This window comes from Epilithonimonas xixisoli (genome assembly GCF_004365655.1).
GTDB classification, from domain to species: domain Bacteria; phylum Bacteroidota; class Bacteroidia; order Flavobacteriales; family Weeksellaceae; genus Epilithonimonas; species Epilithonimonas xixisoli.
Map to the genome: position 1 here is coordinate 602,651 of NZ_SOEO01000001.1, position 26,127 is coordinate 628,777.

At 35.5% G+C, this 26,127-nt stretch carries 26 protein-coding genes; 11 read left to right on the plus strand and 15 right to left on the minus strand.

Going from position 1 to position 26,127, the window contains the following annotated elements; all coding sequences use genetic code 11:
- Positions 1 to 21: 21 nt before the first annotated feature.
- The 9 genes from B0I22_RS02860 to B0I22_RS02895 all read right to left on the minus strand — a co-directional run bounded on the left by B0I22_RS02860 (position 22) and on the right by B0I22_RS02895 (position 8,127).
- Positions 22 to 378, minus strand: a complete 357-nt coding sequence (locus B0I22_RS02860; protein ID WP_133943103.1) for a four helix bundle protein — start codon at positions 376 to 378, stop codon at positions 22 to 24.
- A gap of 39 nt (positions 379 to 417) precedes the next feature.
- Positions 418 to 1,593: an acetyl-CoA C-acyltransferase gene (locus B0I22_RS02865; protein WP_063968187.1), complete on the minus strand. Its 1,176-nt coding sequence runs from the start codon at positions 1,591 to 1,593 to the stop codon at positions 418 to 420.
- Between the two features lie 218 nt (positions 1,594 to 1,811).
- Positions 1,812 to 4,184, minus strand: coding sequence for a 3-hydroxyacyl-CoA dehydrogenase/enoyl-CoA hydratase family protein (locus B0I22_RS02870; protein WP_133943105.1), 2,373 nt, complete (start codon positions 4,182 to 4,184; stop codon positions 1,812 to 1,814).
- A gap of 13 nt (positions 4,185 to 4,197) precedes the next feature.
- Entirely contained in the window at positions 4,198 to 4,653 is a 456-nt protein-coding gene (locus B0I22_RS02875; protein ID WP_133943107.1) for a MarR family winged helix-turn-helix transcriptional regulator, read from the minus strand.
- 145 nt (positions 4,654 to 4,798) lie between these two features.
- The gene (locus B0I22_RS02880; RefSeq protein WP_133943109.1) at positions 4,799 to 5,743 is read right to left on the minus strand and encodes an ABC transporter ATP-binding protein; all 945 of its coding nucleotides are present in this window, start codon (positions 5,741 to 5,743) and stop codon (positions 4,799 to 4,801) included.
- A 92-nt stretch (positions 5,744 to 5,835) separates the two neighbouring features.
- Entirely contained in the window at positions 5,836 to 6,807 is a 972-nt protein-coding gene (locus B0I22_RS02885) for a FecCD family ABC transporter permease (RefSeq protein ID WP_133943110.1), read from the minus strand.
- Between the two features lie 21 nt (positions 6,808 to 6,828).
- Positions 6,829 to 7,398, minus strand: coding sequence for a TlpA family protein disulfide reductase (locus B0I22_RS02890; protein WP_133943112.1), 570 nt, complete (start codon positions 7,396 to 7,398; stop codon positions 6,829 to 6,831).
- Positions 7,399 to 7,409: 11 nt separating this feature from the next.
- Positions 7,410 to 7,556 (minus strand): hypothetical protein, encoded by a 147-nt coding sequence (locus B0I22_RS16055; RefSeq protein ID WP_166668163.1) that lies wholly within the window; start codon positions 7,554 to 7,556, stop codon positions 7,410 to 7,412.
- A complete protein-coding gene (locus B0I22_RS02895; protein ID WP_133943114.1) occupies positions 7,540 to 8,127 on the minus strand; it encodes an ATPase in 588 nt (195 codons plus the stop codon). The genes B0I22_RS16055 and B0I22_RS02895 overlap by 17 nt, the downstream gene beginning before the upstream one ends.
- 43 nt (positions 8,128 to 8,170) lie before the next feature.
- Between B0I22_RS02895 and B0I22_RS02900 the strand changes: the two genes are divergently transcribed.
- The 8 genes from B0I22_RS02900 to B0I22_RS02935 all read left to right on the plus strand — a co-directional run bounded on the left by B0I22_RS02900 (position 8,171) and on the right by B0I22_RS02935 (position 14,752).
- Positions 8,171 to 9,298, plus strand: a complete 1,128-nt coding sequence (locus tag B0I22_RS02900; protein ID WP_133943116.1) for a ferredoxin--NADP reductase — start codon at positions 8,171 to 8,173, stop codon at positions 9,296 to 9,298.
- Between the two features lie 68 nt (positions 9,299 to 9,366).
- Complete coding sequence (locus tag B0I22_RS02905) at positions 9,367 to 9,924, plus strand: SanA/YdcF family protein (RefSeq protein ID WP_133943946.1); 558 nt, start codon at positions 9,367 to 9,369, stop codon at positions 9,922 to 9,924.
- Positions 9,925 to 10,035: 111 nt separating this feature from the next.
- Entirely contained in the window at positions 10,036 to 10,569 is a 534-nt protein-coding gene (locus tag B0I22_RS02910) for a hypothetical protein (RefSeq protein ID WP_133943117.1), read from the plus strand.
- Between the two features lie 107 nt (positions 10,570 to 10,676).
- The gene (udk, locus tag B0I22_RS02915; protein ID WP_133943947.1) at positions 10,677 to 11,294 is read left to right on the plus strand and encodes a uridine kinase; all 618 of its coding nucleotides are present in this window, start codon (positions 10,677 to 10,679) and stop codon (positions 11,292 to 11,294) included.
- Between the two features lie 66 nt (positions 11,295 to 11,360).
- Entirely contained in the window at positions 11,361 to 11,711 is a 351-nt protein-coding gene (locus tag B0I22_RS02920) for an FtsB family cell division protein (RefSeq protein ID WP_133943119.1), read from the plus strand.
- 15 nt (positions 11,712 to 11,726) lie between these two features.
- Positions 11,727 to 12,884: a methylmalonyl-CoA mutase family protein gene (locus B0I22_RS02925; RefSeq protein ID WP_133943121.1), complete on the plus strand. Its 1,158-nt coding sequence runs from the start codon at positions 11,727 to 11,729 to the stop codon at positions 12,882 to 12,884.
- 87 nt (positions 12,885 to 12,971) lie between these two features.
- Positions 12,972 to 14,000: a pseudouridine synthase gene (locus B0I22_RS02930; protein ID WP_166668164.1), complete on the plus strand. Its 1,029-nt coding sequence runs from the start codon at positions 12,972 to 12,974 to the stop codon at positions 13,998 to 14,000.
- A 101-nt stretch (positions 14,001 to 14,101) separates the two neighbouring features.
- Entirely contained in the window at positions 14,102 to 14,752 is a 651-nt protein-coding gene (locus tag B0I22_RS02935; RefSeq protein ID WP_133943123.1) for an alpha/beta hydrolase, read from the plus strand.
- A gap of 36 nt (positions 14,753 to 14,788) precedes the next feature.
- On the opposite strand, the gene B0I22_RS02940 is transcribed toward B0I22_RS02935, so the two are convergent.
- The 4 genes from B0I22_RS02940 to B0I22_RS02955 all read right to left on the minus strand — a co-directional run bounded on the left by B0I22_RS02940 (position 14,789) and on the right by B0I22_RS02955 (position 22,237).
- Positions 14,789 to 17,155 carry a hypothetical protein gene (locus B0I22_RS02940; protein ID WP_133943124.1) on the minus strand — a complete coding sequence of 789 codons (2,367 nt, stop codon included), beginning with the start codon at positions 17,153 to 17,155 and terminating at the stop codon, positions 14,789 to 14,791.
- Between the two features lie 119 nt (positions 17,156 to 17,274).
- The gene (locus tag B0I22_RS02945; RefSeq protein WP_133943126.1) at positions 17,275 to 18,102 is read right to left on the minus strand and encodes an alpha/beta fold hydrolase; all 828 of its coding nucleotides are present in this window, start codon (positions 18,100 to 18,102) and stop codon (positions 17,275 to 17,277) included.
- A gap of 107 nt (positions 18,103 to 18,209) precedes the next feature.
- Positions 18,210 to 20,615: a hypothetical protein gene (locus tag B0I22_RS02950; RefSeq protein WP_133943127.1), complete on the minus strand. Its 2,406-nt coding sequence runs from the start codon at positions 20,613 to 20,615 to the stop codon at positions 18,210 to 18,212.
- 191 nt (positions 20,616 to 20,806) lie between these two features.
- Complete coding sequence (locus B0I22_RS02955) at positions 20,807 to 22,237, minus strand: right-handed parallel beta-helix repeat-containing protein (protein ID WP_133943129.1); 1,431 nt, start codon at positions 22,235 to 22,237, stop codon at positions 20,807 to 20,809.
- A 149-nt stretch (positions 22,238 to 22,386) separates the two neighbouring features.
- Between B0I22_RS02955 and B0I22_RS02960 the strand changes: the two genes are divergently transcribed.
- Together B0I22_RS02960 and B0I22_RS02965 are read left to right on the plus strand one after the other, a co-directional pair.
- Entirely contained in the window at positions 22,387 to 23,247 is an 861-nt protein-coding gene (locus B0I22_RS02960) for an aldo/keto reductase (RefSeq protein WP_133943131.1), read from the plus strand.
- 156 nt (positions 23,248 to 23,403) lie between these two features.
- Entirely contained in the window at positions 23,404 to 23,739 is a 336-nt protein-coding gene (locus B0I22_RS02965; RefSeq protein ID WP_133943133.1) for an RNA recognition motif domain-containing protein, read from the plus strand.
- Positions 23,740 to 23,818: 79 nt separating this feature from the next.
- Here B0I22_RS02965 and B0I22_RS02970 read toward each other — a convergent pair whose 3' ends face one another.
- Together B0I22_RS02970 and B0I22_RS02975 are read right to left on the minus strand one after the other, a co-directional pair.
- Positions 23,819 to 24,292: a BlaI/MecI/CopY family transcriptional regulator gene (locus B0I22_RS02970; protein ID WP_166668165.1), complete on the minus strand. Its 474-nt coding sequence runs from the start codon at positions 24,290 to 24,292 to the stop codon at positions 23,819 to 23,821.
- 9 nt (positions 24,293 to 24,301) lie between these two features.
- Positions 24,302 to 24,901 (minus strand): phosphatase PAP2 family protein, encoded by a 600-nt coding sequence (locus tag B0I22_RS02975; RefSeq protein WP_133943137.1) that lies wholly within the window; start codon positions 24,899 to 24,901, stop codon positions 24,302 to 24,304.
- Positions 24,902 to 25,107: 206 nt separating this feature from the next.
- Between B0I22_RS02975 and pdhA the strand changes: the two genes are divergently transcribed.
- Positions 25,108 to 26,112: a pyruvate dehydrogenase (acetyl-transferring) E1 component subunit alpha gene (gene pdhA, locus B0I22_RS02980; RefSeq protein WP_133943139.1), complete on the plus strand. Its 1,005-nt coding sequence runs from the start codon at positions 25,108 to 25,110 to the stop codon at positions 26,110 to 26,112.
- Positions 26,113 to 26,127: the final 15 nt, after the last annotated feature.

Consider the following 26,127-nt stretch of genomic DNA (forward strand, 5'->3'; position numbering starts at 1 on the left):
TAAAGAGAAAAGAATAAAGACTTACCACTTCAATGTTTTTTGAAAGCCTGAAATCATTCTCTGTAATTCGGTGATTTTATTTTCTATTAATTCAAATTTCGATTGTTCAATATAATTTCTCCTTGAAGAAATAATTATCTGAGTTTGTAATTCATAAAGAGAGCCTAAACTGATTTCTAAAAATCGATTAAAGTCTTTTTGTGAAGTTCTGCTTGAACCTTCTGCAATATTAGAAGCAACAGAAACTGTACATCTTCTTATTTGAGATTTCAAACCGAATTCTTCATTTTTAGGAAAACTTTCTGTAACTTCATAAATTTCATCAGCTAATTCAATGGATAATTTCCAAATATTCAGATGCTTAAAATTATGCTTCATTAGGAAAAGTCTTTTCTCTTTATTCTTTTTTCTTCTTGTCTATAACAACTCAAAAACACTCGCTGCGCCCTGACCAGTTCCCACGCACATTGTCACAACACCGTATTTGCTGTTTCTGCGTTTCATTTCGTCAAGAAGTTGAACGGTTAATTTAGTTCCTGTACAACCCAGTGGGTGTCCGAGTGCGATTGCGCCTCCGTTTACGTTGACGATGTCTGGATTGATGTTTAATTCTCTTAAGATTGCAACAGATTGAGAAGCAAACGCTTCATTCAATTCAAACAAATCGATGTCGGATTGTTTAAGTCCAGCTTGTTCCAATGCTTTCGGAATAGCGAACATTGGTCCGATTCCCATAATTCTTGGCGGAACACCAACAGTCGAATAGGAGAGAAGTCTCGCAACCGGCGTCAGATTCAATTCTTTTACCATTCTTTCCGACATTACCATTGTGAAAGCCGCGCCGTCAGAAGTTTGAGAAGAATTACCTGCTGTTACAGAACCATTTGCTGCGAAAACCGGACGAAGTTTTGCTAAAGCTTCAACAGAAGTATCAGCTCTTGGACCTTCATCTTGTTTGAAAGCGTATTCTTTGGTCTGGATTTTTTCCTTTTCGTCAAGGAAATTATATGCTACATCAATTGGAACAATTTGGCTTTCAAATTTTCCTTCCTTGATGGCTTTCATTGCTTTCTGATGCGAGTTATAAGCAAATTGGTCTTGCTCCTCACGACTCACTTTGAACTCGTTGGCAACCGCTTCTGCTGTCAATCCCATTCCCCAATAATAATCGGGATGTTTCTTTGCCAAATCCGTGTCAGGAATGGGTTTGTAACCGCCCATCGGGATGTAAGACATACTCTCTGCACCACCAGCGATGATGCATTCTGCCATTCCGGCTTTGATTTTCGCCGCCGCAATCGCAATAGCTTCTGAGCCTGAGGCGCAATATCTGTTGACTGTCACGCCCGGAACTTTGTCGGTGTCCAATCCCATTAATGAAATCAGTCTTGCGACATTAAGACCTTGTTCTGCTTCAGGCATTGCACAACCGACAATCAAATCGTCGATGCGGGCCGGGTCAAGATTTGGAACATCTTTCATCAGATGTTGTATCACAGTTGCCGCCATATCATCTGGGCGGGTAAAACGCAAAGAACCTTTCGGTGCTTTACCAACTGCTGTTCTGTATCCTGTTACTATATATGCTTCCATTTATTTTCTGTTTTAATATTATTGTGCCTCGTAGAGGTAAACTGTTAATAGCTAATTATTGTTTTTCTAGCAAAGCTCCGTAGGAGCGACCTGTTAATTTTATTCAATCAATAAATATTATTAATCAAAATCTAAATATCATATTTTCAGGTCGCCTCTACGAGGCTTGTCTTGAAACTCTATCATTTGCTATTAACAGTTCGCTCCTACGGAGCTTTTTAGTTTCTAAGCGGTTTTCCAGTTGTTAACATTGTCTGGATTCTTTCCAAGGTTTTTCTCTCACCGCAAAGTGAAAGGAAAGCTTCTCTCTCCAAATCCAAAAGATATTGCTCGGAAACTTCTGTCGGTTCGGAGAGATTTCCGCCGGTCATTACGTAACCGATTTTGTTGGCAATCAATCTGTCGTGTTCTGATGCGTAACCGCCGGCAACCATTTGGTCTGTTCCAACGTAGAACATTCCCATTGATTCTTTTCCGAGAACTTTTATTTTTTCGGGAACTGGAGGTGTATATCCTAATTCATCCAAAACAATCGCCTGACGTTTTGCTTCTGCAATTTGACGGTCTTTGTTTACAACGATGATATCTTTGTCGGTCAAAATTCCCATTTGCTTAGCTTCGTGAGCAGAAGTTGCCACTTTCGCGGTTGCAATATTCATAAAGTAATTTCGCAAATGATTGGTTTTAACATCGTCTGGAAGTGCGCCTTTCAAAGCTCTTAAAGCAAACTCTTTCGTTCCGCCGCCGCCTGGAATCAAACCAACGCCAACTTCTACCAAACCAATGTAAGTTTCTGCTGCAGCAACGATTTTATCTGAATGCATCGAGAATTCGCAACCGCCACCAAGCGTCATTCCGAAAGGTGCTGCGATTACAGGAATTGATGAATATCTCAGTTTCATCGATGTTTGTTGGAACAAGTTAATAGCCATATTCAGTTCGTACCAATCTTGCTCAACGGCCATCATCATTACCATCGCAAGGTTTGCCCCAACAGAGAAATTATCAGACTGATTTCCTATAACCAATCCTCTGTAATCTTTCTCAGCAATATCGATGGATTTATTAAGACCTTCCAAAACGCCACCTCCAAGTGAATTCATTTTTGAGCGGAATTCGAAGTTCAGGATTCCGTCGCCAAGGTCGATTAACGCTGATTCGGAATTGGACCAAATCGTCTTTTCTTTTCTAATATTATCAAGAATAATGAATGCATCCAAACCAGGAATCGGCTCGTAAGTTTTTGTATTCTGATTGTAGAATAATTGCTTTCCATTTTCTAATTTATAGAAAGATTCGTTTCCGGAAGCGAGCATTTCCTTAACCCAATCAGCCACTTTGTAACCTTCGCTTTCAACTAAATCAATTCCTTTTTGAATTCCCAGGAAATCCCAGTTTTCGAAAGGCCCATATTTCCACGCATAACCAGTTTTCATCGCATCATCGATAGAGTAGAACACATCGGTAATTTCGGGAACTCGCTGAGAAACATAAGCGAAAAGTGAAGCGTAATGTTTTCTAATCAATTCGCCGGCTTTGGTTTGGTCTTGCAACAAAATTGGCAAACGATTTTTCAAACTTCCAGCTTCTTTCGCTGTCTTCACGATTGGAAGTTTTGGCTGTTTCGTCGGTTCATAACCAAGCGTTTCATAATTTAAAACGAAACGATTAACATTTCCGCCAGCGTCTTTTTCTTTATAATAGAATCCTTTTTTAGCTTTATCGCCAAGGAATTTATTTTCAATTAAATGATTCAATGTTTTGGAATCTTTCAAAGCCTGAACCATTTCGTCATCTTTCAAATTGGCTTGAAGGCCTTTTGTAACATTGAAAGCCGTGTCCAATCCAACCAAATCTCCCAATTTGAAAGTTCCGGTTTTAGGACGATTTAATAAATCGCCTGTCAAAGAATCAGCTTCTTCAATGGTCAAACCGATTTCCTCAGTCAGTTCCATAATTTTTGCCATCGAGTAAACTCCGATTCTGTTTCCAATAAATCCTGGCGTATCTTTGCATAGAACCGTCGTTTTTCCAAGGAATTTCTCGCCGTAAGACATAAAGAAATCAATTACAGATTTGTCTGTTTTCGGACCTGGAATCACTTCAAATAATTTCAAATATCTTGGCGGATTGAAGAAGTGTGTTCCGCAAAAATGCTTCTGAAAATCTTCTGACCTTCCTTCTGACATCAGATGAATAGGAATTCCTGATGTATTAGAAGTGATTAAAGTTCCTGGTTTACGAAGTTTGTCCACTTTCTCAAACATCGATTGTTTGATGTCCAGTCTTTCCACAATTACTTCAATCACCCAATCTGAATTTTTGATTTTCTCCAAATCATCTTCGAAGTTTCCAACTGTGATTCTGGAAGCGAATGATTTGTCATAGATGGGCGAAGGATTGCTTTTCAGAGCGGTGTCAAGATGACCTTGCGCCACGCTGTTTATTGTTTTTTTGTCGGCATTTTCTGAGTCTTTCGCAGGCATATCCAACATCAATACCTGAATCCCGTTTCCAGCCAAGTGACAGGCAATTCCGGAACCCATCACGCCGGAGCCGAGGACTGTAACGTGTTTTATTTTTCTGTTCATTTATTGAGATTTATTATTGTTTTCTATTATTAAGTTCGTTGGCGATTTTCAAAATATCATTCATCACTTCTTTAAAAATTTCGAATTTTTCTGGTTCGATTCTTTCCACAATTTTTTTGTTGAAGTTGATGACCACTTCTTTCGACAGATTTCTAGAATTAATGCCTTTTTCCGTAAGTTTGATAATCACCTCGCGTTTGTCGGTCGTGGTTTTTTCTTTGTAGATGTAACCGTTGTCTTCCAGAAGCTTGATGATTCTCGTCAAGGACGTAGGTTCGATTGCCATTTTTGGACCAAGATTCGTACTTCTTGTTCCTTCCTTTGGGTCGATTTTCAAAAGTGTAAGTGCTTGTACAGCAGTTGAGTTGTGCAAGGACGCCTGGTCCGAATACATCTTCGAAACAGCCAGCCAAGCTGACTTTAACATCAAGTCTACACTTTCTACTTTTTCTGAATTTTTGTTTTCCATAATTAACTTATTGAAGCACTCTTTACAAATATAAAAAAAATACTATGCATGCATAGTATTTTCGGGTTTTAATTGCTAAGTTGTTTATAATCAATATTTTAATTACTATGCGAGTCGCAGTAAATAAAAATCTACTAAAGTTTATTTAATAGAAATCATCAGTGTTGATAAGGTTTTGCAGAGATTGTTTAATTTCTGTCAAGGTATGACAATTATCATAAAAATTATCCGATTTCAGTTCCCAATTGTTATTTTTAAACGTCAATTTAAATTTACTCAAATCCGAGGCGAAGTTTTTTTGAAGAAAGGAAAACATCATTTCTTTTTCTAATTTCGGTGCATCGATTTCGGGCGGATGGAAGTTTTTGTTGAAATCTAAAATCTTCGGCGTAATCAATTCTGGGTTATTTAGAATGATTTCCTCGGAAATTCCGCTGGTGAGTTTTTTGTCTTTCAGCCACCAGATTTTGTCTGAAAATTCCTTTGCTAATCGCCAATCGTGAGAAGAAAAGAGAATTAGTTTATTTTCATTCTTCGCCAGATTTCGAATTAAGGAAAGAATCATCAATTTATTTTCTTCATCCAGATGCGTTGTTGGTTCATCCAAAATAATGAATGGAGAATTCTGTGCTAAGGCTCTTCCAATAAAGACTTTTTGAAGATTTCCATCAGAAAGTTCGGCGAGTTTTTTATCTCGAAATTGTGTCAAGTTTAGTTTATCAATGATGTCATCGATTTCAATTTTATCCTTTTCATTCAATTTAAAATAATAAGGATAATGAATGTATTTTCCCAATGAAATCAAATCGGTAAGTGTATAATTATCCGGAATTTCAGCTTTCGAAAAAACGATGGCGATTTGAGAAGCTATTTCGTTTGGATTTAATTTATGAATTGATTTTCCCTTGATGGAAATTTCGCCACTTAAAAGCTTGTTCTGACCAAGAATAGATTTGATTAAAGTCGTTTTCCCAATGCCGTTATTTCCCATCAAAAGGCAAACTTCGCCTAATTCTAAGGAAGTGTTGATGTCAGAAATTAATGGTTCTGAATAACCGATTGATGTATTATTAATTTTAAGGAAATTCATTTTTATGAATGGTCTTTGTCATTCTGAAAGAATCTCAACAGTTTAGATCCTGAATGACAAAATTATGTTTTAATATTTCTTATCTGAATAAACTACTTCTTTTTAACTAACATCAACAAAATCACAGGAATCCCAAAAAACGTCGTAATAATATTAATCGGAAACTGACTCAATTCTGAAATTATCGAAAAAACCTGCATCATTAAAACTCCCAAGACAACATTCAAAATCAATTGGTGCCAAAGCTGAGCGGGATTCCAAAGCATTCTGCAAAAATGCGGAACCACAACACCAATAAATAAAATCGGACCCAAAAAAGCTGTGACAGAAGCCGATAAAATTGATGATGCTACAATGATACTGATTTTCAGTTTCGATTGACTCACGCCAAAACTTTGCGCATAAGCTGAGCCCAGAGAATTTCCAATCAAAGGTTTTATGGATTTGAAAGTAAAAAATAAGCCTATAATTATTAAAATGGTTAAGATTGAAATCTGAGAAAAATCAGCCTGGTTATTTGCGCCGAAAGTCCATAGAATGTAGTTTTTCAGGCTTTGACTTTCTACATAAAACTGAAGAAACGAAACCACTGCTCCAGCCAAAGCCGAAATCAAAAATCCGAAAATAATAATGAAACTTTTGTCCCGAAATCGATTCGAAAACAAGATTAAAACCACCATCAAAAACACGCTTCCGAGAATTGATGACAAACTGATAAAACTATTCTGCAAAAAATCAGGAATCAGAACATTCTGCGAAAAGAAAATATAAAACGCCACAAACAAACTGGAAACCGAGGTGATTCCCAAAACATCCGGACCAGCCAAAGGGTTTTTGAAATGTTCCTGCAAAAGAAATCCACTTGTCGGAATTGCTATTCCAGCTAAAACCATTGCTAAAGCGCGATTGATTCTGAATCCTGCTATTTCAAATTGTTCGGAAGATTCATTGAAAAAATCTGAAAATGAAAGCTTTGCATAACCAATATTCAAATTGATGATGAACGAAATGATGATTCCGACAATGATAAAGAAACAAATAACTCCGAACTTATTTTTCAAGATTTGTCTTTTGATTGAATTTGTTTATTTGGCGGATAAAAACTGATTTAATTTTTGATTCAAAGCATCCTCTGTCATAGAACCCAAGGTTTCATCAACTTTATCGCCTTTTTTAATCAATGTAAAAGGAATTGCTCCACCATCCCAAGTTTTGAAATTTTGCTTGAAAAACTCTGTATTCAAAAGACTTCCGTCCAGCAATGTTACGTTTTTTCTAATATTAAATTCATCCGCAAAATCACTGACATCGGTTGCCCAAACATTCTTGTTGTCAAGACTTACAAACGTGAATTTCACAGGTTGACCTTGCAATTCCTCCATTTTTTTGTGGAAAAACGGAATCTCGTGCATACACGGTCCGCACCAAGTGGCGAAGAAATTGGTCACATACAAAGTGTCAGAATTTTTATTTTGAATGTAAGCAGACATTTTTTCAGGAGAAAATTCCACCAATTCTGCAACGTCGGCTTCGGATTTTGTAGGTTCAACTATTATAGAATCTTCTTTCGCTTGAGTTTCTGCTACTTTTTCATCATTCTTTTTACAAGCTAAGAAGCTGATTGATAGGAATGAATAGAATATTATTTTTTTCATAGAAATTAATCTTAAGGTTTGATTTTTACAATCTTATTTTCTCTGATTACAACTATTTCACTGTTGTTTTTTTTCTTGAACTCCAACATTTTTTCATAAGCTTTTTCAAGACCTTTCAATATTTTGTCACGTCTTTCTATTTTATTTTCTGTTGTCATAATAAGTTTTTAGTTCGTTAAATTTTTCTGAATTATGAATGAGAAGTTCTTCACCCAAATTTTTTTCGGCAATCAAAATATGCTTTCCTTCAGAATTGTCAAAAATCAAAATCTGATCTACAATTGGAAGATAGATTTTAAATAAGTTTATAATACCATTATGGTATCTTCTAATAATGACGTCTTCAGGAATATGATGTCCACCCTCGGAAACTCTAATTTTAACACGCTCGATTGCCAACTCGGGATTCTTCAACCAGAAAAAGAGTAAAGTTGTATTGTAATCTTGATTTTTTGCTTTTAAGATTTTTTGTTTGTAGGTTTTAGTTGCTAATGTTGTTTCAAATGCAAAATTTTCATTTTGTAAAAAAAGTTCTTCGATTCGATTTAGCATAATTCTCCCAGATTCAAAAGCCACTTTTTCAGGTTGAAATGGGGACAAACCTTTGGCAATTTCATCAGCATTTACAAATTCCTTACAATCCAATATTTCGGGCAGAATCGTAAAAGATGCAGTGGTTTTTCCAGCACCGTTACAGCCAGCGATGATGTAAAGATTTTGTTCTTTCATTGATAATGTATCGTGAAATTTTCATTAAATTTGATTCTTGACAATGGAGAATCAATTAACAGTAGCCAACCAACCTCAGTTTCACAGGCTAAAAATAGCTAAAAAACAACAACTGACCAAACAAGCTTTTGCGTTGGAATTAGAGATTCCCGATGCGTTGAAATCCCGATTTCAATTTCGGGCTGGGCAATATGTGACGCTGAAATATCACTTTAATGAGAAGGAAATTCAAAATGATTATTCCTTTACTTCTGCGCCTTCCGAAGAAAAATTGGCTTTGGCTATCAAAATCAATGGTGAAAACAGTTCGACTCAATTTCTTTTTGACAATTATAATATTGGCGACGAAATCTCGGTGAGCGAACCTTTAGGGAGATTTTTCCTTAATTCAAAACCGAATGAGAAACGGACGATTATTGCTTTTGCTTCTGGAATTGGAATCACGCCAATCCTCAGTCACATCAAAAACATTTTGATTGAGGAAAAAACAACGCGAATTTTCCTCTTTTACGGTAACAAAAGTTACGAAGATATTATCCTGAAAGATGAGCTGGAAAAACTTCAAATAGAATCTGGCGGAAGATTGGAATGTTTCTATTTCATCTCGCAAGAACCTGTAAAGGATAAACTGTTTCAAGGCAGAATTGATGAGAAAAAAGTGTCGCTTATCATCAACCAAATCCTTCATCTGGACGAGGACGATGAGGAATCTACAATTTGGGATAGCACAGACAAAGTTTTGATTTGTGGTCCGGGAGCAATGATAAAATCGGTCGCCAATGCCTGTTACAATCACGGAATTCCGAAGAAGAATATTCATTTTGAGTTGTTTGAAAGTTTTAATGAAGACATCTATCCAACTGAAAAAGAATTTCCTTTGATAGAAAATGTTGAAGTTAAAATCAAATTCAATCACATCGAAAAAGACGGAATTATCCTAAAAAATAACGAGCGAAAAATCCTTCAGCAGTTGCTGGATTTGGGTTACAAATTGCCTTATTCCTGCAAATCTGGAATATGTGGAAGTTGTCTTTGTTACCTAAAATCGGGCGAAGTTGATATGACGGAAGACGAATATTTGACGGATAACGAAAAACATCAAGGAAAAATCTTACCTTGTACAGCCATTGCAATGAGCAAAGAAATTTATTTGGATTTTGATATGATTTAACGATGATTAAGGCGATTACAAATATTCTCAAAACAGCTTTCAGGCTTTTGGAAGTTGGGATTTTGCTGATGATTTTAGCGAACTTCTGGGTTGTTGCCTTGACGAGTGGGAGAACTTATACCAAAATCAGCAAAGTTCCGCCGAGAGATTGCGCCTTGGTTTTGGGAACGTCGCCGAAGATGCGTTCGGGCGTTGCAAATCCTTATTTCACAGCGAGAATGGATGCTGTTGGAACGCTTTATCACCACGGAAAAATCAAAAAAATAATTGTCAGCGGAGAGAAAAGTAAAAACTACGACGAGACGGAAGCAATGAAGAATTTTTTGGTCTATAATGAAGGTGTTCCGGAAAATATCATCATCAAAGACCCGAAAGGTTTCAACACGCACAAGAGCATTTTGAATTGTAAAAATACTTACAATCAAAAAAATGTCATCATCGTTTCGCAAGGGTTTCACAATCTTCGAGCCCTGTTTTTTGCCCGAAACAATGGGATGAATGCGCTAGGTTTTGACGCTCAAGACGTCACCAAAAACGAAAGTTTCTACAGAAACCACACCCGTGAATTTCTTGCCAGAGATTTGGCAGTTTTCTATTATATTCTTGGGATTTCGCCGGAGGAATAGTTTTCATCAATCAATAACATTTTACAGTAAATTTTATCAAAAACGAACTTGGCAGATTCTTTGTAATTATTTTAACGTCATTAATGAAAATGATAATCAAAATTTACAAAAATGAAAAATCTATTTAAAATAATATTCCCGTCTGTCATTGCATTTACGATGGTTTCTTGTATGACGACTTCCGACGCTTATGCTTATAATAATGACCCATATTCTCAAGGTTATTCAGATGGATACAGAGATGGCTATTACCAATCGCCGGATGGATTTTGGTACGCACCAAACGTAGTTTATCTGGATAATAACAATAATTATTACAGAAATGGAGCGGTTTACAACTCAAGAACGAGAACAAGAAATAACGTCGTAATTTCGCCAAAAAGAAATTCTTTGCACAATCAAATTTCGACCGGAACAAGAGCGACAACTCAGCCAAATATTCGAATTCAGGAAAGTGGAAGAAGAAATCAAAACAATATAAAAGTTCAGCCAAATGCCAATCGGGGAACGAGAAATCAACCGCAGAACAATACAAGAGTTCAGCCACAAAACAATACTAGATCTGGATCTCAGAACAATATAAGAGTTCAACCTCAGATTCAAAAAGAGAGCAGTCCACAAAGATTAAACAACGGATCACGATAACCAAAAAGCCAGTTTCGACTGGCTTTTTTTAATTCTAAATTTCAAATTTTCAACATTAAAAACGAGTGTAAATAAAAATTATATTATTTTTGTAAAAATTGTTAAAGATGCTCGTGATTGGAATTGCCGGAGGAACAGGTTCCGGAAAAACTACTGTTGTAAATAAGATAATGCAACAGCTTAATGTAGAAGGTGTTAATATACTTTCTCAGGATAATTATTATCACGATAATCCAAATCTTACGCTGTCCGAAAGAGAAGCTTTGAATTATGACCATCCAAAATCCATCGATTTTGAGTTGATGTTGCAACACGTAAAAGCGCTCAAAAATAACGAAAGCATAGAACAACCGATTTATTCGTTCGTAACGCACTCCAGAACAGGCGATCACGTGACTGTGGAACCAAAAAATGTTTTGATCGTAGAAGGAATTCTGGTTTTGACGAATAAAGAATTATTGAAGGAATTCAATCTCAAAGTCTTTGTTCACGCCGATTCCGACGAGCGATTGATCCGAAGAATCCGCAGAGATACGCAGGAAAGAGGCCGTGATTTGCAGGAAGTTCTTCACCGTTACCAAACGACTTTGAAACCAATGCATCAGGAATTCATCGAGCCTTCCAAAAATGAGGCTGATTTGATTGTTCCAAATATGAAGCAAAACTCTGTGGCTATTGATTTTCTGACAACTGTCATTAATAATTCGCTTAAAAAAGTTCATTAAAAAATTTGATGTTAGAAGTTAAACACCAGATTTTAGATTTAAATCAATGTTTTAAAAATTAAGATTATGAAAGAACTAATCAAGGATATCAAGAAAAAATCGCCGACTATGACGTTTTTCAAAACCTATGTTTTCAACAAATATCTGTTGACGCTTGTCGGATTTTTGGTTTGGATGATCTTCTTTGACAGCACTTCTTTTTTGGTTATTAATGAACTGAATGGCGAGATAAAACGCTACGAAAAACAACTCGATTTCTACAAAACTGAATACGAAAAGAACGACAAATTCTTCCGTAAACTGATGAACAACAAAGACGAAAAAGAAAAGTACGCGCGCGAAAATTACTTTATGAAAAAACCAAACGAGGAGATTTTCATCTTGGTGGTGGACAGTTCTAAGATTGCAAAAAAGTAACATAAATTTTTCAGAATGAGTGAATTGGAAGATTGGGAACAGCTTGTAAAAAAGCAACTCAAAACGGAAAACATCTACGAGATCCTCCAAAAAGAGAATCTGGAAAATATTGATGTAAAACCATATTACCAAAACAATTCTGAATACAAACTCCTTCCAAAAATCGAAGAAAGTACACATCTCGTTGCGGAATATCAGGAAGGTTTGGAAGAACAAGCGTTTGCTTTTTTGCTTAATGAAAATGTTGAAAATCTGGATGAAAAATCGATTTTCATCAATAATGCTGAACTTTCAGAACATATTTTAACTGAAGAATCCAACCGATATTTTTCTCTGATTGATGTTTTTTCTGATGACCAAAAGGCTGAGATTAATGAACATCTTGCAGGTGAATTATTATCAAAATCATTCGAGAGAAATATTTGTATTGATGTCAGTTTACATCAAAATTCCGGCGCTTCCATTATTCAACAATTGGGTTTTGCTTTGGCGAAATCAAAGGAATTGGTTGAGAAATTTAGTCCTGAAATTTTAGATAAATTGATTTTCAAGTTTGCAGTTGGAAGTCAATATTTCTTTGAAATTGCAAAAGTTCGAACTTTCAAATATCTGTTCAATCAGCTTTCCAAAGAATTTGGGAAAGATTTAATTCCTTATATTTTTGTTGAAACTTCATTAAGAAATAAATCGAAAAACGACCAAGATAATAATCTGATTCGTTCCACTTTGGAATTGGCTTCTGCAATGATTGGTGGTGCTGATGCGGTTTTTTGTAATAATTATAAAATCGAAAATCCAACGGAACTTTCCAAAGAAATCTCCTTCAAACAACAGATTGTTTTGGCTTATGAAAGTATCATCAATGTTTTTGAAGACGCCACTTCCGGAAGTTATTTCGTGGAAGACATCACACAACAATTCGCTGAAAAATCGTGGAAATTATTTCTTCAGATTGAAGAAAAAGGCGGTTATTTAGAACTATTGAAATCTGGTAAAATCCAAAAAATAATTTTCGAACAAGCGACGAAAGAGCAAAGTTTGGTGGAAGAAGGAAAAATCAAAATCATCGGTGTCAATCTTTATCCGAAATTAGAAGTTAAGAAATCTGTTTCTGAGCTTTATGATTCTTCTAAAATAAAGCCGGTTCGTTTGGCGGAAATGTTTGAAGATTAAAATTACATTATTCTCAATTTTTAGAATTCTTAAACTCAGAATTCGTAACTCTTAACTAATTCACTATCTTTGCAAAAATTTTTAGAAATGAGCGAAGACGGAAAAAGACCAGAAAGAGACAAAAAACCAAGAAGTGCAGGTGGAAGCAGACCTTCTGGAAACTCCCGTGGCTCTGGCGAAAGAACGTCCAAAAGCAGACCTTCGGCAGGAGGCGCGCGCAAACCAAAAACGACAAGAGGCGGAGACCGATTCGACAGCAGAGACAAATATGAGGATGGCGAAAGAAAACCATTCAATAAAAAGCCGGCGAATAAAAAACCATACATCCGACCAGAAACGACTGAGGACAGAACAAAATCTTATATTCAAAAAAGAAGATTGGAGAAAATCACGAAAGAGGTTTTCAAAGATACCATCAGACTGAATAAATACATTGCCAATTCTGGGATTTGTAGCAGGAGAGAAGCCGACGAATTGATTTCTCAAGGTCTTGTGGAAGTGAACGGAAAAGTAGTGACCGAAATGGGTTATCAGGTTCAGAAAACAGATCGAGTTGTTTTCGATAGCCAAAATATCACACCGGAAAAACCAGTTTATGTACTTCTAAATAAACCAAAAGGTTACATCTCTACAACAAAAGATGATAAGGCGAGAAAAACGGTAATGGATTTGACGGCGAATGCTTCTCCATACAGAATTTTCCCAGTTGGAAGACTGGACAGACAAACGACAGGCGTTATTCTTCTAACGAATGACGGTCATATGACAAAAAAACTGACGCATCCATCTTTTAATATTAGAAAAATTTATCACGTTACTTTGGATAGAAAACTAACCAACGACGATTTGAAATCCATTGCAGAAGGAATCCGTTTGGAAGAAGGTGTTGCAGAGGTTGATAGCATTTCTTTCATCGAAGGAAAACCGAAAAATGAGGTTGGAATAGAACTTCATATCGGATGGAATAGAGTTGTACGCAGAATTTTCCAAAAATTGGGCTACGAAGTGGAATCACTAGACAGAGTAATGTTTGCAGGATTGACCAAGAAAAATATCAAAAGAGGACACTGGAGAATTCTTACTGAATTGGAAGTGAATAATTTGAAAATGCTATAGATAGCTTTTTGCGAATTGCTTTTTGCGGTTGGCTTTTATAAAATATTAAAGACTGAAGAAATTCGGTCTTTTTTGTTATCTTGAGATTCATAATTTGAGAAATGAGTAAGATTTATATTTTCAGTGGTCTTGGCGTTGATAGAAGAGTTTTTGATAATATCGATTTCGAGGATTTGGACGTGGAATTTGTTGATTGGATAAAGCCTTTGAAAAGTGAATCTTTAGAAAATTATGCTGAAAGAATTTCAAGAAAAATAAGCACAGAAAAACCAATTTTGATAGGTTTGTCCTTCGGAGGAATGATTGCTGTTGAGATTTCAAAAATCATTAAAACTAAAAAAAATATTCTCATCGCCTCAGCAAAAAACAGATTTGAACTTCCAAAATTCAATCGAATTTCTGGAAAATTAAAACTCAATCAATTAATTCCAAAATCCATTTTCAAAAAGCAAAACTTCATTACCAATTGGCTATTCGGAATTGAAACTGAATCTGAAAAACTACTCTTGAAAAATATTTTGAGAGATACAGATCCAAACTTTTTTGCTTGGGCAATCAATGAAATTGTGAATTGGAAAAATGAAACAATTCCGGAAAACATCATTCACATTCACGGGAATAAAGACCGAATTATACCTTTTAAAAATGTAAAAGCTGATTTTGTGATTGAAGGTGGCGGACATTTTATGACGGTGAATAAACCTAAAGAAATTCAAAATATTATTTTAAATTTAATAAAATCGTCACAATAAAAATATTTTAATATTCCGAAAAGCCTTCATTTATAACTACTTCACACTCTCATTATAATAATTGATTTGATCATTTTTATCAAAACTAATAATGGTGATTTCTCGATTATTCGCACTTTCATTGTTGAAGAAAGTAACGTTTGAACTTGCTTTTGGATTCCAGTATAAAACTTCACGAGTATCATTAATCAATGATTTGTATTTTGCTTGAGAATAATCGATTATTTTAAAATTATCTACTTTGTCATAAGCTTTGATTTCTATTTTGTTGCTGATGTTTTTACTTTTCTGTTCTTTAATTGTACTTCCTGTTCGTGTAAAAATTGCGACTGCGTTCGGAACTAATCCATAATCTTTGAATATTTTTACCATTGCAACGTCGCTTACAGAAAGAGAACTGACGGCTTCAATGTCAACTTTCGTTTCATTTAAATAAATACCAGCTCTACCGCCACGGATGTAAGGAACGAGATTTCCTGAATTATCGCTTTGAAAGGTCAATCCTCCCGCTCTGCCCTGTAGCCATTGCATAATATTGGAGTATGATTGTGCGTCTTCATTTTCGTTAACGAGGTCTAAAACCGTGGCATTCATACTGGAGAACATTCCGGAAGTTATTTCATCATTCAATTTCTTTTTGGCGTCGCTTTTTCTCTTTATTATTTTTACTTCTTCAATCTGTGTTTCTTCTTGATTGATTTTTTCATTGTTCTGTGCGTTTGCCAGAGCTTTTTCTATTGCCATCGGTAAAATGTAGTTTTCATCAATTTCTTTCAGCTCATATTTGGTTTTTGGAAAATTAAATTTTGAAATGTTGTTTTCAATCAGAAGTTTGAGTTTTAATGTTAAGTTTACCTGTTGCTTGTCATTTGTGTTCAGAAAATAATTGACAAAATAAGAATCTTCAAAATTAAGGTTGTTGATGAACAAATCACCATTGCTATCCGTTGTAAACTGTTCCAAAAGCGGTTCTCCATCGTCATTTTTGAAAACCAAATTCACCAGCGTATTGGGCAACGGTCGGCTGTTGAGCGCAAGCCGTGCTTTGTAGGAAATGAACTCGTTGTCAGCCAAATTATATTTGATTGTAGGTTTTTGACCAGCCATCAATTTAGTCCAGTCAAATCGTTTCCAATTTTCTGAGATTAAAAGCGCATCCAATGCTTCTGGATTTGCATCTTTAGAAAAATATTGAGCCGGATTTTTTATCGGATTTTTAAAATCTTCGGTGAGATACAAACTGCTGAGGATATTTTCTTTTGAAGCAGGATTAGTATCAGTCAAATCTTTTACAACGACTGTGTAATTTTCATTGCCAGGATTTTGTTTAATTTCAAAGCTGTTGAGAGCTCTCGGATCATTGTTGAATTTTGAATTTTCTAAGACGATAGGATTTGTTGAATTTTGATTTAAAAAACAAAGTCTCTGCGCCACAAGATTTTCTTTGTCATCAAACAGCGAAATCTGCATCACTCCATTTTGCCCGATTTCTTTTGTTGGAATCAAGCTTGAAATTTTTGGATTGGCAGATTTGATTTTCGCTTTGTACGCCAATTGATTGTTAAGGGTTCCAACGACGGTGTAATTTTGGACGTTTTTTTCTAAATTAATTGCAGCGATTGTATATCTGATTCCAGATATTTCAGAATTGATTTTCAGATTTAAACCTTGATTTGTAACTGTTTGCAAAGTAGTGATTTGACTATTCCCTTCACCATCTTCAACCACAACTTTGTAAGTTTTCCCAAACTTTGGCGTTATCGAAAATAAAGCGACATTTTCATCAAGCGATTTGAAAGTTTGAATTTTATGATCCGGAAATTCAGAATCTATGACATAACCGTTCCAATTCTTCATCGATTTCCCTTGAGTTAATAATCTCACCGCAACTTTCGTAGAAACTTGATCTACAAATATTCCACCTTCTGGAAATGCTTCAATTGTCCATTTTGAGTTTTCTGATAAAACTATTTTTTTCTTCGAAGTTGGATTGTAAATCGGAATTGGTTTGATGAAATTCCATTCGATGTCAAAGTTTGCCATCCAATTCGTATAGGCTCGAACAAAATAAACATCTTCATTCAAAGTTTTGTTTAGATTAAATGTTCCGGAAGCTTTACCATCATTAATCAGAATTGTTTTTTTATCAATCAGATTTTTACTTTGATCGTACAATTCTACAAACATCGTTTTCGAAATTGCAGACCGACTATATCCCTCAAAAACAAAAGATTGAAAAAAGATTTGATCACCGGCAACGTATTGATCTTTGTCAAATAAGATATAAACCTTCTCTTGTGAATAATTTTTTTCAAGATTATCTATCGCGCGATCCAATTTACTTTGAGCATCAACGATTAAAAAACAGAAGACCAATAGCATTGCAGTAAAAATTCCTTTCATAAATAATCAATTATGATTGTTGAATCACGATGTAGTTTGAACTCATCAAGATATGAAGAATTTTAAAACAAAAAACAGCACTTTAAAAAATGCTGTTTAAAATATATAGTTAATTGATTTTAACCGTTAAGAAAATTGATTAAAATCTGATTCAATTCATCTGCGTGCGTCACATTCAAGCCGTGTGGTGCGCCTGAAATCACGTGGTATTGATTGTTAACGATTCCTTTAGCTGCTTGCTCTCCTGAAGTTTTGATTGGGACAATTTGATCTTCGTCACCGTGAACAATCAAAGTAGGAACTGTCACATTTTGAAGCTCTAGTCGGAAATCTGTGTTTGCCCAACTTTCTGCGGTTTTTACAGTGGCAATAGGAGATGCCTGCGACGCAATGCTCCAATCATAATCCAACTGTTTGGGACTTACCAATGGTGCGAATATTCCGTGATTGTAAAAATTTTTATGAAAACCTTCCAAGAAATTGACGCGGTCATATTTTACATTTTTCAAGATCTCCTCCAAATCTACCGCAGGCACGCCGTCCGGATTGTCCTCTTTTTGTTTAACCAATGGAATGATCGACGCAATCAAAGCGACTTTATCTACGTTGTCTGAACCGTAATTGGTCAGAAAACGAACCACTTCGCCACCGCCCATTGAGAATCCAACTAAAACCACATTTTGCAAATCCAATTGTGTGATGAGTTCTAGAAGATCATCGGCCAGTGAATTGTAATCATAATTGCCCAAAGTAGGCTGGGATTTTCCAAAACCTTTTCTGTCGTAAGTGATGACTCGATAGCCCGCTTCCAACAATGCAGGAACTTGCAGCTCCCAAGATTTGCCGCTCAATGGCCAGCCGTGAATCAGAATAATGGGTTGTCCACTACCAAAATCCTCGTAGTAGAGGTTGAAATTTTTGTCTGTTTCTTTTGTGATGTAAGGCATAATCTTTTAATTTTTGATATTAATATTTGATTATAATTATCCAAACATCAGACCACAAAAAAGACTTTCTTATTGGGAAAGTCCTTTAGTTTTTTATTAATTTTCGATTACTTCACTTCATTATAATAAAGAAGTCTGTCGTTTTTATCAAAACTAATGATGATGATTTGGCGGTTTTTAGCATCGTCATTATTAAAAAATTTTGCTCTTGGCGCAAGCCCCGGCTCTTCTGACAGAGAAGGATTCCAATACAAAGTTTCCCGCGTGTCTTTTGTAATTTTCTTGTAAGCATCGCTGGTAATATCTGGCAATTCGAATTCCACAGATTTGTCATAGCCTCTCAGCACCAGTTTGTTTACTTTTTCTTGATCTTTTCCTTTGTCTTCGTCAGACACCATATTTCCTCGTTTTGTGTAGATGGCAACTGCATTAGAAATCAAACCACCGTCTTTCAAAACTTTTACCATCGCAATGTTGCTTACGGGGATAGAATTAATCATACTCGCATCCACAGGCATCTCATCCAAAAATAAACTCGCTTGTGAACCACGGATACTCGGAACCAGATTTCCTGATTGATCCATTTGGAAAGTAAGTCCAGCTGCACGTCCTTGTAACCATTGCAGAATGTTTTGCGAAGCTTGAGCGTCTTTGTTTTCATTCACGAGGTCAAAGATGGTGGCATTCATACTGTTGAATCTTCCGGTAGAAAGTTCTTTGTCCAGCTCTGCCTTTTTATCCACTTTTTTCGCGGTTACTTTCACTTCTTCAATCGCTGTTTCCTGGTCAAAATCTTTTAGGGCTTGCTGGTTCTTTCTATTTTGAAGGGATTTTGCAATCGCAGGATCTGTGGATGAATTTGCGGTAGCTTTTACAAGCGAATAATTGGTAGTCGGAAGTGTATTTCTGTAAGGAATATTTGTGATTAATGGTTGAAAAACAATATTCAGATTGTCCGATTCTGAAGTTTCTTTTTTGTCTTTATTAAGGTAATAAGAAACTGACAATGGCTCATCAAAATAGATATTGTCGAGATAAATAAATCCATTGTTATCCGTTACTGCTGGCACAAAATTCTTTTCTGATTTTTCTGTTTTCAGCAAAAGATTGATGTTTTTGTTGGGTAAAAATCTGCCATTGTTTGTTACTTTTCCTTTGAAAGAAAGATTCTTGTGAGGTTTGTAATTGAACTCTGGCGTTTTCCCAGCCAAGAGAGATTCCCAATCAAATCTTTTCCATTTTTCTGAGATTAATAGAGCGTCCAAAGCTTCCGCATTAGCATTTTTTTCAAAATACTGAGCCGGATTGAAGATTGATGACGTGAAATCTCCTGTGAGCCATTTTGCACTTAGAAGCGAGTTTTCATTCCTGTTTTCGCTCAGATTGTTTTCTTTCACAAGTATCGTAAAATTTTTGTAATCCGAATCTGGTTCTATATCAAAACTATTAAAAGCGCGCGGTTCATTATTCATAGAAAAAGCCAAGGTGGGCTCATCAATATTCAGATTTTTTGGATTCACGAAAAAGAGTCGTTGTGCAACCGGATTCTGCTTGTCATCGAAAATGGTAATATGCAAAACTGCCGTTTCATCATTGCTTACTTTTGTTGGAATATTGCTTGTGGCATCGCTCGCAGTGGTTTTTATATTGGCTCTGTAAACCATTTGGTTGTTGATGGTTCCTACGATGGTGTAGCCTTGCAGACCTTGCGTGAGATTGTTTCCCTTTATTTTATAATTAATGCCTTTTGCATCGTTTGTCAGTTGAAGATTAATTCCCGAATTGGCAACTGCTGGTAGATTTACCGTTTGTTTATTACCTTTATTATCCTCAATTATCGCTTTGTATGTTTTTCCAAATTTTGGAGTGATGGTAAAAATTCCAACATTTTGATCCAATCCTTTGAAGCTTGCTAATTTTTCATTTGGCTTTTCAGAGTCTATCACATATCCGCTCCAAGCTTGTGGTGGATTACCTTGTGAGAAAATTCTGGCGGCAAATTTTGTAGCAATATTATCTATGAAAGTTCCGCTTTCCGGGAAAACGTTGGCGGTCCATTTGGTATTTTTATCTTGAACTAATTTCTGCTCAGAATTTGGATTGTAGATTGGAATTGGTTTTAGAAAATTAAACTCCTCAGAGAAATTGGCCATCCAAGTCGTGTAAGCACGGATGAAATAAACATCTTCATTCAAAAAGTTTGTCAAAACAAAAGTTCCGTCACCTTCTCCATTTTTCAGAAAAACTGTTTTTTTGTCCACCAGATTTTTACTGTGGTCGTAGAGTTCCACAAACAATGTATTCGAAATGGCAGATCGCCCGTAACCATTGAAAACAAAAGACTTGAAGTAGATATTGTCCCCGACAACATATTTGTCTTTATCCAAAAGCAAATACACTTTTTCCTGTGTATAATTCTGCTCCAGATTTTCAATCGCTTTGTCTATTTTATCTTGTGCGTTAAGTTGCATCATTCCAACCACATACATAAAAAAAATGAAGATTTTTTTCATATCAAAAAACTTATGATTTGTAAATTTTATTAAAACCTACCAAAAATACAATATTTCTTTTGGGACTGGCATTTTTTGAGAGACTTTAAGACAGTTTTAAGATTATTAATTATATGTTCTCTTTAGTATTTTCATAAAAAAAGCACCACGATTTGTGATGCTTACATTATTTTTTATTTTTTTTAAATTAACTATTTAATGATCAGTTTAGTACTTGATTTTTTACCATCCGATTGCTGAGTGATGATGTAAACGCCGGATTGCAAATTGGTTTTGATTTCATTCTTCCCTTTGCTCACGATGGAAGAATGAACTACTTTTCCGCTAAGATCCTGGATTACGATGTTTCCTGCATTTTCAGTATCTAGGAAGAAATTATTTTTGCTTGGATTTGGGTAGATTCTGACAGATGATTTAGAAACATCAGAAACCGATAATGGCAAAGCACAATCGTAGGGTTTGTAGGAAATTGTATTTGGATTTTGACTTCCTAAAACTTCCTCTACCATTGCATCTGTAGAAAGTTCACCCTCTCTCCAGCAGTTTCCGATAGCGTTGACTTGGTTTGTTGTATTGTTGAAAAATGCAACGGTGTCTCCTGTGTTTGCATTGTCTCTAAAAATATTGTTTCCTTTATCCGTTTCAGTTCCCAGATCCAAAGTTCCGTTTGAAAGAACCGTAATTCCCCAAAGATTTCCTCGGATTTGATTGTTTCTAATCTTGATATTCTGAGCTGCATAGATAGAAATTCCACTTCCGCCATCGCTAGGAATATTTTCACTATTGTTATTTTCAAGAATATTATTTTTGATAATTCCGGATGCACCGCCACCGATTGAAGTGATACCGTATCGATTGTCTCTTACCGTATTTCCTTCGATTCTGAAACGAGTTGAGCCGCCAGTCAGCATAGAGACGCCAATTCCACCAGCTTTTGTAAGGCTTCTGTTTCCGATAACCGTATTATTAATGACCTTTACCGAGTCAGTCACGGACATTCCGATATTGATTTGGGGCGAATTATTGTTGCCCGTATTATTTCCAAAAAGATAGTTGTTTTCTATCGTTACAGAACCTCCTGTAGAAGTTCCTGAAGCAATGCCTGCCCGGAAATTTTCTATAAACTGAGAGTTTTTAATCACAGGATTTCCACGGAAAAGACTCACGGCGCCATTTGTGGCAACACCTGATACATTTTTACGAATCACGCAATTGTCCATTAAGAAACTGTCGGTTAAAACTCTTACGCCACCGCCATATTCTACAGTTGTATTTTTCATTTCTGCAAAAGATCCAATCTCAAACTGAATACCTTTGAAAGGGAAACCAGAATCCACAGCATTGATCAAAAAATTAGATGCAGTTGTGCGGTATTCCCCGAAAACATAAAGCGCTTTGTCAGCATTCACACTCAATGTTGTGTTTTCGTCTATGGTAAGTTTGTCTGTGGCGGAAATTGTGATGTTTTCTGTCATCAGATAATGTGTGCCCATATTTTGAAGAACATTGGGAGCTGCTGCAGATAAGGTTGACAATGTGTAACTTGTTCCGTTTCCGGGCGTTGTAAACTGGGCATTGAGGAAAGCGCCAGTCAGCATAAATAAAAAAGTAATTTTTTTCATAAGCCTAAAATTTTATTTTAATGATTTTAAATTTCGTAGCGATAATAATATTCTTTTAAAAAATTGACAGAGAAGTTTTCAAATTCTGACAAATCAAATTTATCAATGTATTTTGTCTTTATCACAATATATTTGCAAAAAAAATATTTATGTTTTCAAATTTAATTGCAGGAACAATGCGGTGGGGTATTTGGGGTGCAAATCATTCTGAAAAAAATGTGCAGGAATTGATAGAAGTTTGCTTGGAGGAAAACATCACAACATTTGACCATGCGGATATTTATGGCAATCATACCACGGAAGAACTTTTCGGAAAAGCATGGAAAGAAATGAATATTGACCGAGAAAATGTCCAGTTCGTCTCCAAATGCGGCATCGTAATGAATTCGGATAAAAAACCTTCTGAACTCAAATATTATAATTATAACTCGGATTATATTCTCAATTGTGTGGAAGAAAGCCTTACAAATCTAAACACAGATTACTTGGATCTTCTCTTGTTGCATCGTCCGTCACCATTGATGAATCCTGAGGAGATTACAGAAACATTTTTTAAATTGAAAGAAAGTGGAAAAGTAAAAGACTTTGGTGTCAGCAATTTTTCCGTTTCCCAATTTGAATTGTTGGATGAATGTTTTCCGTTGATTACAAATCAAATTGAAGTTTCCATCAATCAAACAAAATCCTTTGAAGATGGAACTTTGGATCAAATGATGATGAAGAAATTGAGCCCGATGGCTTGGTCTGTCTTGGGTAATTATTTCTCAGAAAAATCAGATCAAAATATTAGAATCAAAAAAATAATGGAAGTTCTTTGCCCGAAATATAATGCAGAGGAAAATCAAATTCTTTTGGCTTTCCTTCTGAAACATCCAGCGAAAATTTTGCCTGTAATTGGGACATCGAAAACAGAAACTATTAGGAAATTGAACCGATCTTTATTGATTGATTTGGAGACAATAGATTGGTTTAAGTTGCTGGAAGCCAGTAAGGGAAGCGAGGTGGAGTAGTGTAATTTTACATAATATTTAAATTTAATATCAAAATTTCTGATTATTCAAAAATAATTGTAAATTGCACCCAGTTATATTTGAAATCAATAATGTCATTTTGTTGTTTTTCCTTAATATAATATTAAAACAACAGTTAACTTAATTTTTTTTAAAATGAACATTTTTGTTTCAAACATCAATTACGCAACAAAGGATTATCAGTTGCAAGAATTATTCGAAGAATTTGGAGAAGTTTCTTCTGCAAAAATCATTACTGACAGAGATACTGGGAGATCAAAAGGATTTGGTTTCGTAGAAATGGGTGACGAAGAAGGAAAACAAGCGGTAGACGCTTTGAACCAAAAAGAATTTAACGGAAAAATTCTTAACGTAACAGAAGCTAGACCAAGAGAAGAAAAACCAAGAAGATCTTTCGATAACAACCGTGGCGGTGGTTACGGAGGTGGAGATAGAGGAGGAAACCGTGGAGGCGGTGGAAACCGTTGGTAATATCTTCCAACTGGAAAAAAATAGAAGCGATCAGATTTTGATCGCTTTTTTTTGTCGTTTTTTTGATGACTTAGAAAAATTATTTTTTCTTATCCTTTTTCTTCTTTTTGTCTTTCTTCTTAGTTTTTTTCTCACCAGTTATCTCTTTGATGTAATCCTGGATTGGATTTTCTGGCTCTGTTTTTTTGCTTTCAAAAACCTTTTTGGACTCCATGTATTTAAAGAAATCATCTGTAGCTATCAATTCGTCATTCATCAAAATGTCAAAAAGTTCAATTCCGGAACCATTGAAATAGTTTTCTAGAAATCTTTTCAAAACAAACATTCTGTAATCAACAAATGTTACCGAAGGCCTGTATAGGTTTATTCGGCCTTGTTTTTCTGTGGTCAAATAGTTTTTTTCTACCAAGATTTTCAGAAAGGTGGAAATGGTATTTTGATGAGGTTTCGGTTCTGGGAAAATATCCATCAATTCGCGAAAATAGATTTCACCTTTGTTCCAGATGAGTTGCATCACTTCTTCTTCAGAAGTTGTAAGAGGTTGTAAAATCATAAGCATAGTTTAGAAAATAATAGCTTTTACCAGAATCAAGTAAATCAAAGATACAAAAATAGCAATGCCTGCACCAGAGAAAACTTCTTTCGGCGTATGCCTTTTCAGAATTACTCTTGTAACACCAATTACGATAGAAAGTAGGAACCAAAACATTCCTATAATAGGTTCTATTGCAAAAAACAATGCAGCAACATAGATATTGAGACTCGTATGCATCGAACTTTTAATAAAAAAATTACTCACTTGCATAAGTATTAATAAAATGCAAAGCATAAAAACCGTCCAGTCCATCTCTTTGTGAAGATAAAAATCAACACCTAGAAACACAACGGTCGCAATAATAATAAAGATATAAAGTGAATGCCTCTGTTTCCGATTCGAAACATCCATATTGGTGTAGTTCCCGTTCTTCACATTGCGATAGATCCAAAGCGCAGTAGGGATGATAAGCAAAAGCAAAATCGGAAAAAACTTTTTCGAAGCCTGCTCCCAAGTGTAATTTCTGTAACTGTAATAGAAAAAGTAGATTACCAGAGAAACCAGCGGATTGAAGAAGTTCGAAATCACTTTCGAAAAATTAAAAACAATAGGATTTTTGATTTCCATTCACAAATATTTCGATTTCAAGATACAAAAATTATCAGCTTCTGCAAATTTCTAAATTTGATTATTATTCAAAGATTTTGCAATCGATTACGCAAATTCTCATATTAATTTAGTGTAATGATTTTAGACAATGGAAAAATATGATAATATGCATACAATAAAGAAAGATTTTTTTTCTTATTTTTGCTACATATTTCGAAATTACAATGAAAGAATTTTCTAAAGAAGTGTACCTTAAATGGTACGAAGAAATGACGATGTGGAGAAGGTTTGAAGACAAATGCCGTTCTCTTTACTTAAAACAAAAAATCAGAGGTTTTTTACATCTATATAACGGTCAGGAAGCGATTCCTGCAGGTTTTACCCACGCAATGGATCTGTCCAAAGACAGCATGATTACGGCATACAGATGCCATATCCATCCAATGGCAATGGGCGTAGATCCTAAAAGAATTATGGCAGAACTTTGCGGGAAAGCAACAGGGACATCCCATGGTATGGGAGGTTCTATGCACATTTTCAGCAAAGAGCACCGTTTCTATGGTGGTCATGGTATTGTTGGAGGTCAGATTCCTTTGGGAGCTGGTATTGCTTTTGGAGACAAATATTTTGACAGAAAAGCAGTAAATATCTGTTTTATGGGAGATGGTGCAGTACGTCAAGGTGCGCTTCACGAGACTTTCAATATGGCAATGAACTGGAAACTTCCAGTAGTATTCGTTTGTGAAAACAACGGTTATGCAATGGGAACTTCTGTGAAAAGAACAGCCAATCACGAGGATATTTATAAATTAGGATTAGGTTATGAAATGCCTTGTCTTCCTGTAGATGCGATGGATCCAGAGAAAGTAGCAGAAGCAGCTTACGAAGCGATCGAAAGAGCGAGAAGAGGAGACGGGCCAACTTTTATCGAAGCTAGAACTTACCGTTTCAGAGGTCACTCTATGTCAGATGCTGAACCTTACAGATCCAAAGACGAAGTGGCACAATATAAATTGGAAGATCCAATCGAGATTGTGAAAAGCAGAATCTTAGAAAACAACTGGGCTTCTCAAGAAGAATTGGACGCTTTGGAAGAAAAATCAAGAGCTTTCGTAGAAGAGTGTGTTGAGTTTATGGAAGAATCTCCATATCCAGACGCTTCTAAACTTTACGATTATGTATATTCCACTCCGGATTATCCATTCATCAACAAATTAGAAAATAATTAATTTTATAAAAAAAAT

Bases quoted from the DNA above. Each gene is read 5' to 3' on its own strand.
- B0I22_RS16055 (WP_166668163.1), bottom strand. From the start codon at position 7,556: ATGACAACAGAAAATAAAATAGAAAGACGTGACAAAATATTGAAAGGT.
- B0I22_RS02975 (WP_133943137.1), bottom strand. From the start codon at position 24,901: ATGGAAATCAAAAATCCTATTGTTTTTAATTTTTCGAAAGTGATTTCG.
- B0I22_RS02935 (WP_133943123.1), top strand. From the start codon at position 14,102: ATGAGTAAGATTTATATTTTCAGTGGTCTTGGCGTTGATAGAAGAGTT.
- B0I22_RS02905 (WP_133943946.1), top strand. From the start codon at position 9,367: ATGATTTTAGCGAACTTCTGGGTTGTTGCCTTGACGAGTGGGAGAACT.
- B0I22_RS02965 (WP_133943133.1), top strand. From the start codon at position 23,404: ATGAACATTTTTGTTTCAAACATCAATTACGCAACAAAGGATTATCAG.
- B0I22_RS02920 (WP_133943119.1), top strand. From the start codon at position 11,361: ATGAAAGAACTAATCAAGGATATCAAGAAAAAATCGCCGACTATGACG.
- B0I22_RS02925 (WP_133943121.1), top strand. From the start codon at position 11,727: ATGAGTGAATTGGAAGATTGGGAACAGCTTGTAAAAAAGCAACTCAAA.
- B0I22_RS02960 (WP_133943131.1), top strand. From the start codon at position 22,387: ATGTTTTCAAATTTAATTGCAGGAACAATGCGGTGGGGTATTTGGGGT.
- B0I22_RS02860 (WP_133943103.1), bottom strand. From the start codon at position 378: ATGAAGCATAATTTTAAGCATCTGAATATTTGGAAATTATCCATTGAA.
- B0I22_RS02870 (WP_133943105.1), bottom strand. From the start codon at position 4,184: ATGAACAGAAAAATAAAACACGTTACAGTCCTCGGCTCCGGCGTGATG.
- B0I22_RS02865 (WP_063968187.1), bottom strand. From the start codon at position 1,593: ATGGAAGCATATATAGTAACAGGATACAGAACAGCAGTTGGTAAAGCA.
- B0I22_RS02900 (WP_133943116.1), top strand. From the start codon at position 8,171: ATGGAGAATCAATTAACAGTAGCCAACCAACCTCAGTTTCACAGGCTA.
- pdhA (WP_133943139.1), top strand. From the start codon at position 25,108: ATGAAAGAATTTTCTAAAGAAGTGTACCTTAAATGGTACGAAGAAATG.
- B0I22_RS02955 (WP_133943129.1), bottom strand. From the start codon at position 22,237: ATGAAAAAAATTACTTTTTTATTTATGCTGACTGGCGCTTTCCTCAAT.
- udk (WP_133943947.1), top strand. From the start codon at position 10,677: ATGCTCGTGATTGGAATTGCCGGAGGAACAGGTTCCGGAAAAACTACT.
- B0I22_RS02875 (WP_133943107.1), bottom strand. From the start codon at position 4,653: ATGGAAAACAAAAATTCAGAAAAAGTAGAAAGTGTAGACTTGATGTTA.
- B0I22_RS02970 (WP_166668165.1), bottom strand. From the start codon at position 24,292: ATGATTTTACAACCTCTTACAACTTCTGAAGAAGAAGTGATGCAACTC.
- B0I22_RS02930 (WP_166668164.1), top strand. From the start codon at position 12,972: ATGAGCGAAGACGGAAAAAGACCAGAAAGAGACAAAAAACCAAGAAGT.
- B0I22_RS02890 (WP_133943112.1), bottom strand. From the start codon at position 7,398: ATGAAAAAAATAATATTCTATTCATTCCTATCAATCAGCTTCTTAGCT.
- B0I22_RS02880 (WP_133943109.1), bottom strand. From the start codon at position 5,743: ATGAATTTCCTTAAAATTAATAATACATCAATCGGTTATTCAGAACCA.
- B0I22_RS02945 (WP_133943126.1), bottom strand. From the start codon at position 18,102: ATGCCTTACATCACAAAAGAAACAGACAAAAATTTCAACCTCTACTAC.
- B0I22_RS02895 (WP_133943114.1), bottom strand. From the start codon at position 8,127: ATGAAAGAACAAAATCTTTACATCATCGCTGGCTGTAACGGTGCTGGA.
- B0I22_RS02950 (WP_133943127.1), bottom strand. From the start codon at position 20,615: ATGAAAAAAATCTTCATTTTTTTTATGTATGTGGTTGGAATGATGCAA.
- B0I22_RS02940 (WP_133943124.1), bottom strand. From the start codon at position 17,155: ATGAAAGGAATTTTTACTGCAATGCTATTGGTCTTCTGTTTTTTAATC.
- B0I22_RS02910 (WP_133943117.1), top strand. From the start codon at position 10,036: ATGAAAAATCTATTTAAAATAATATTCCCGTCTGTCATTGCATTTACG.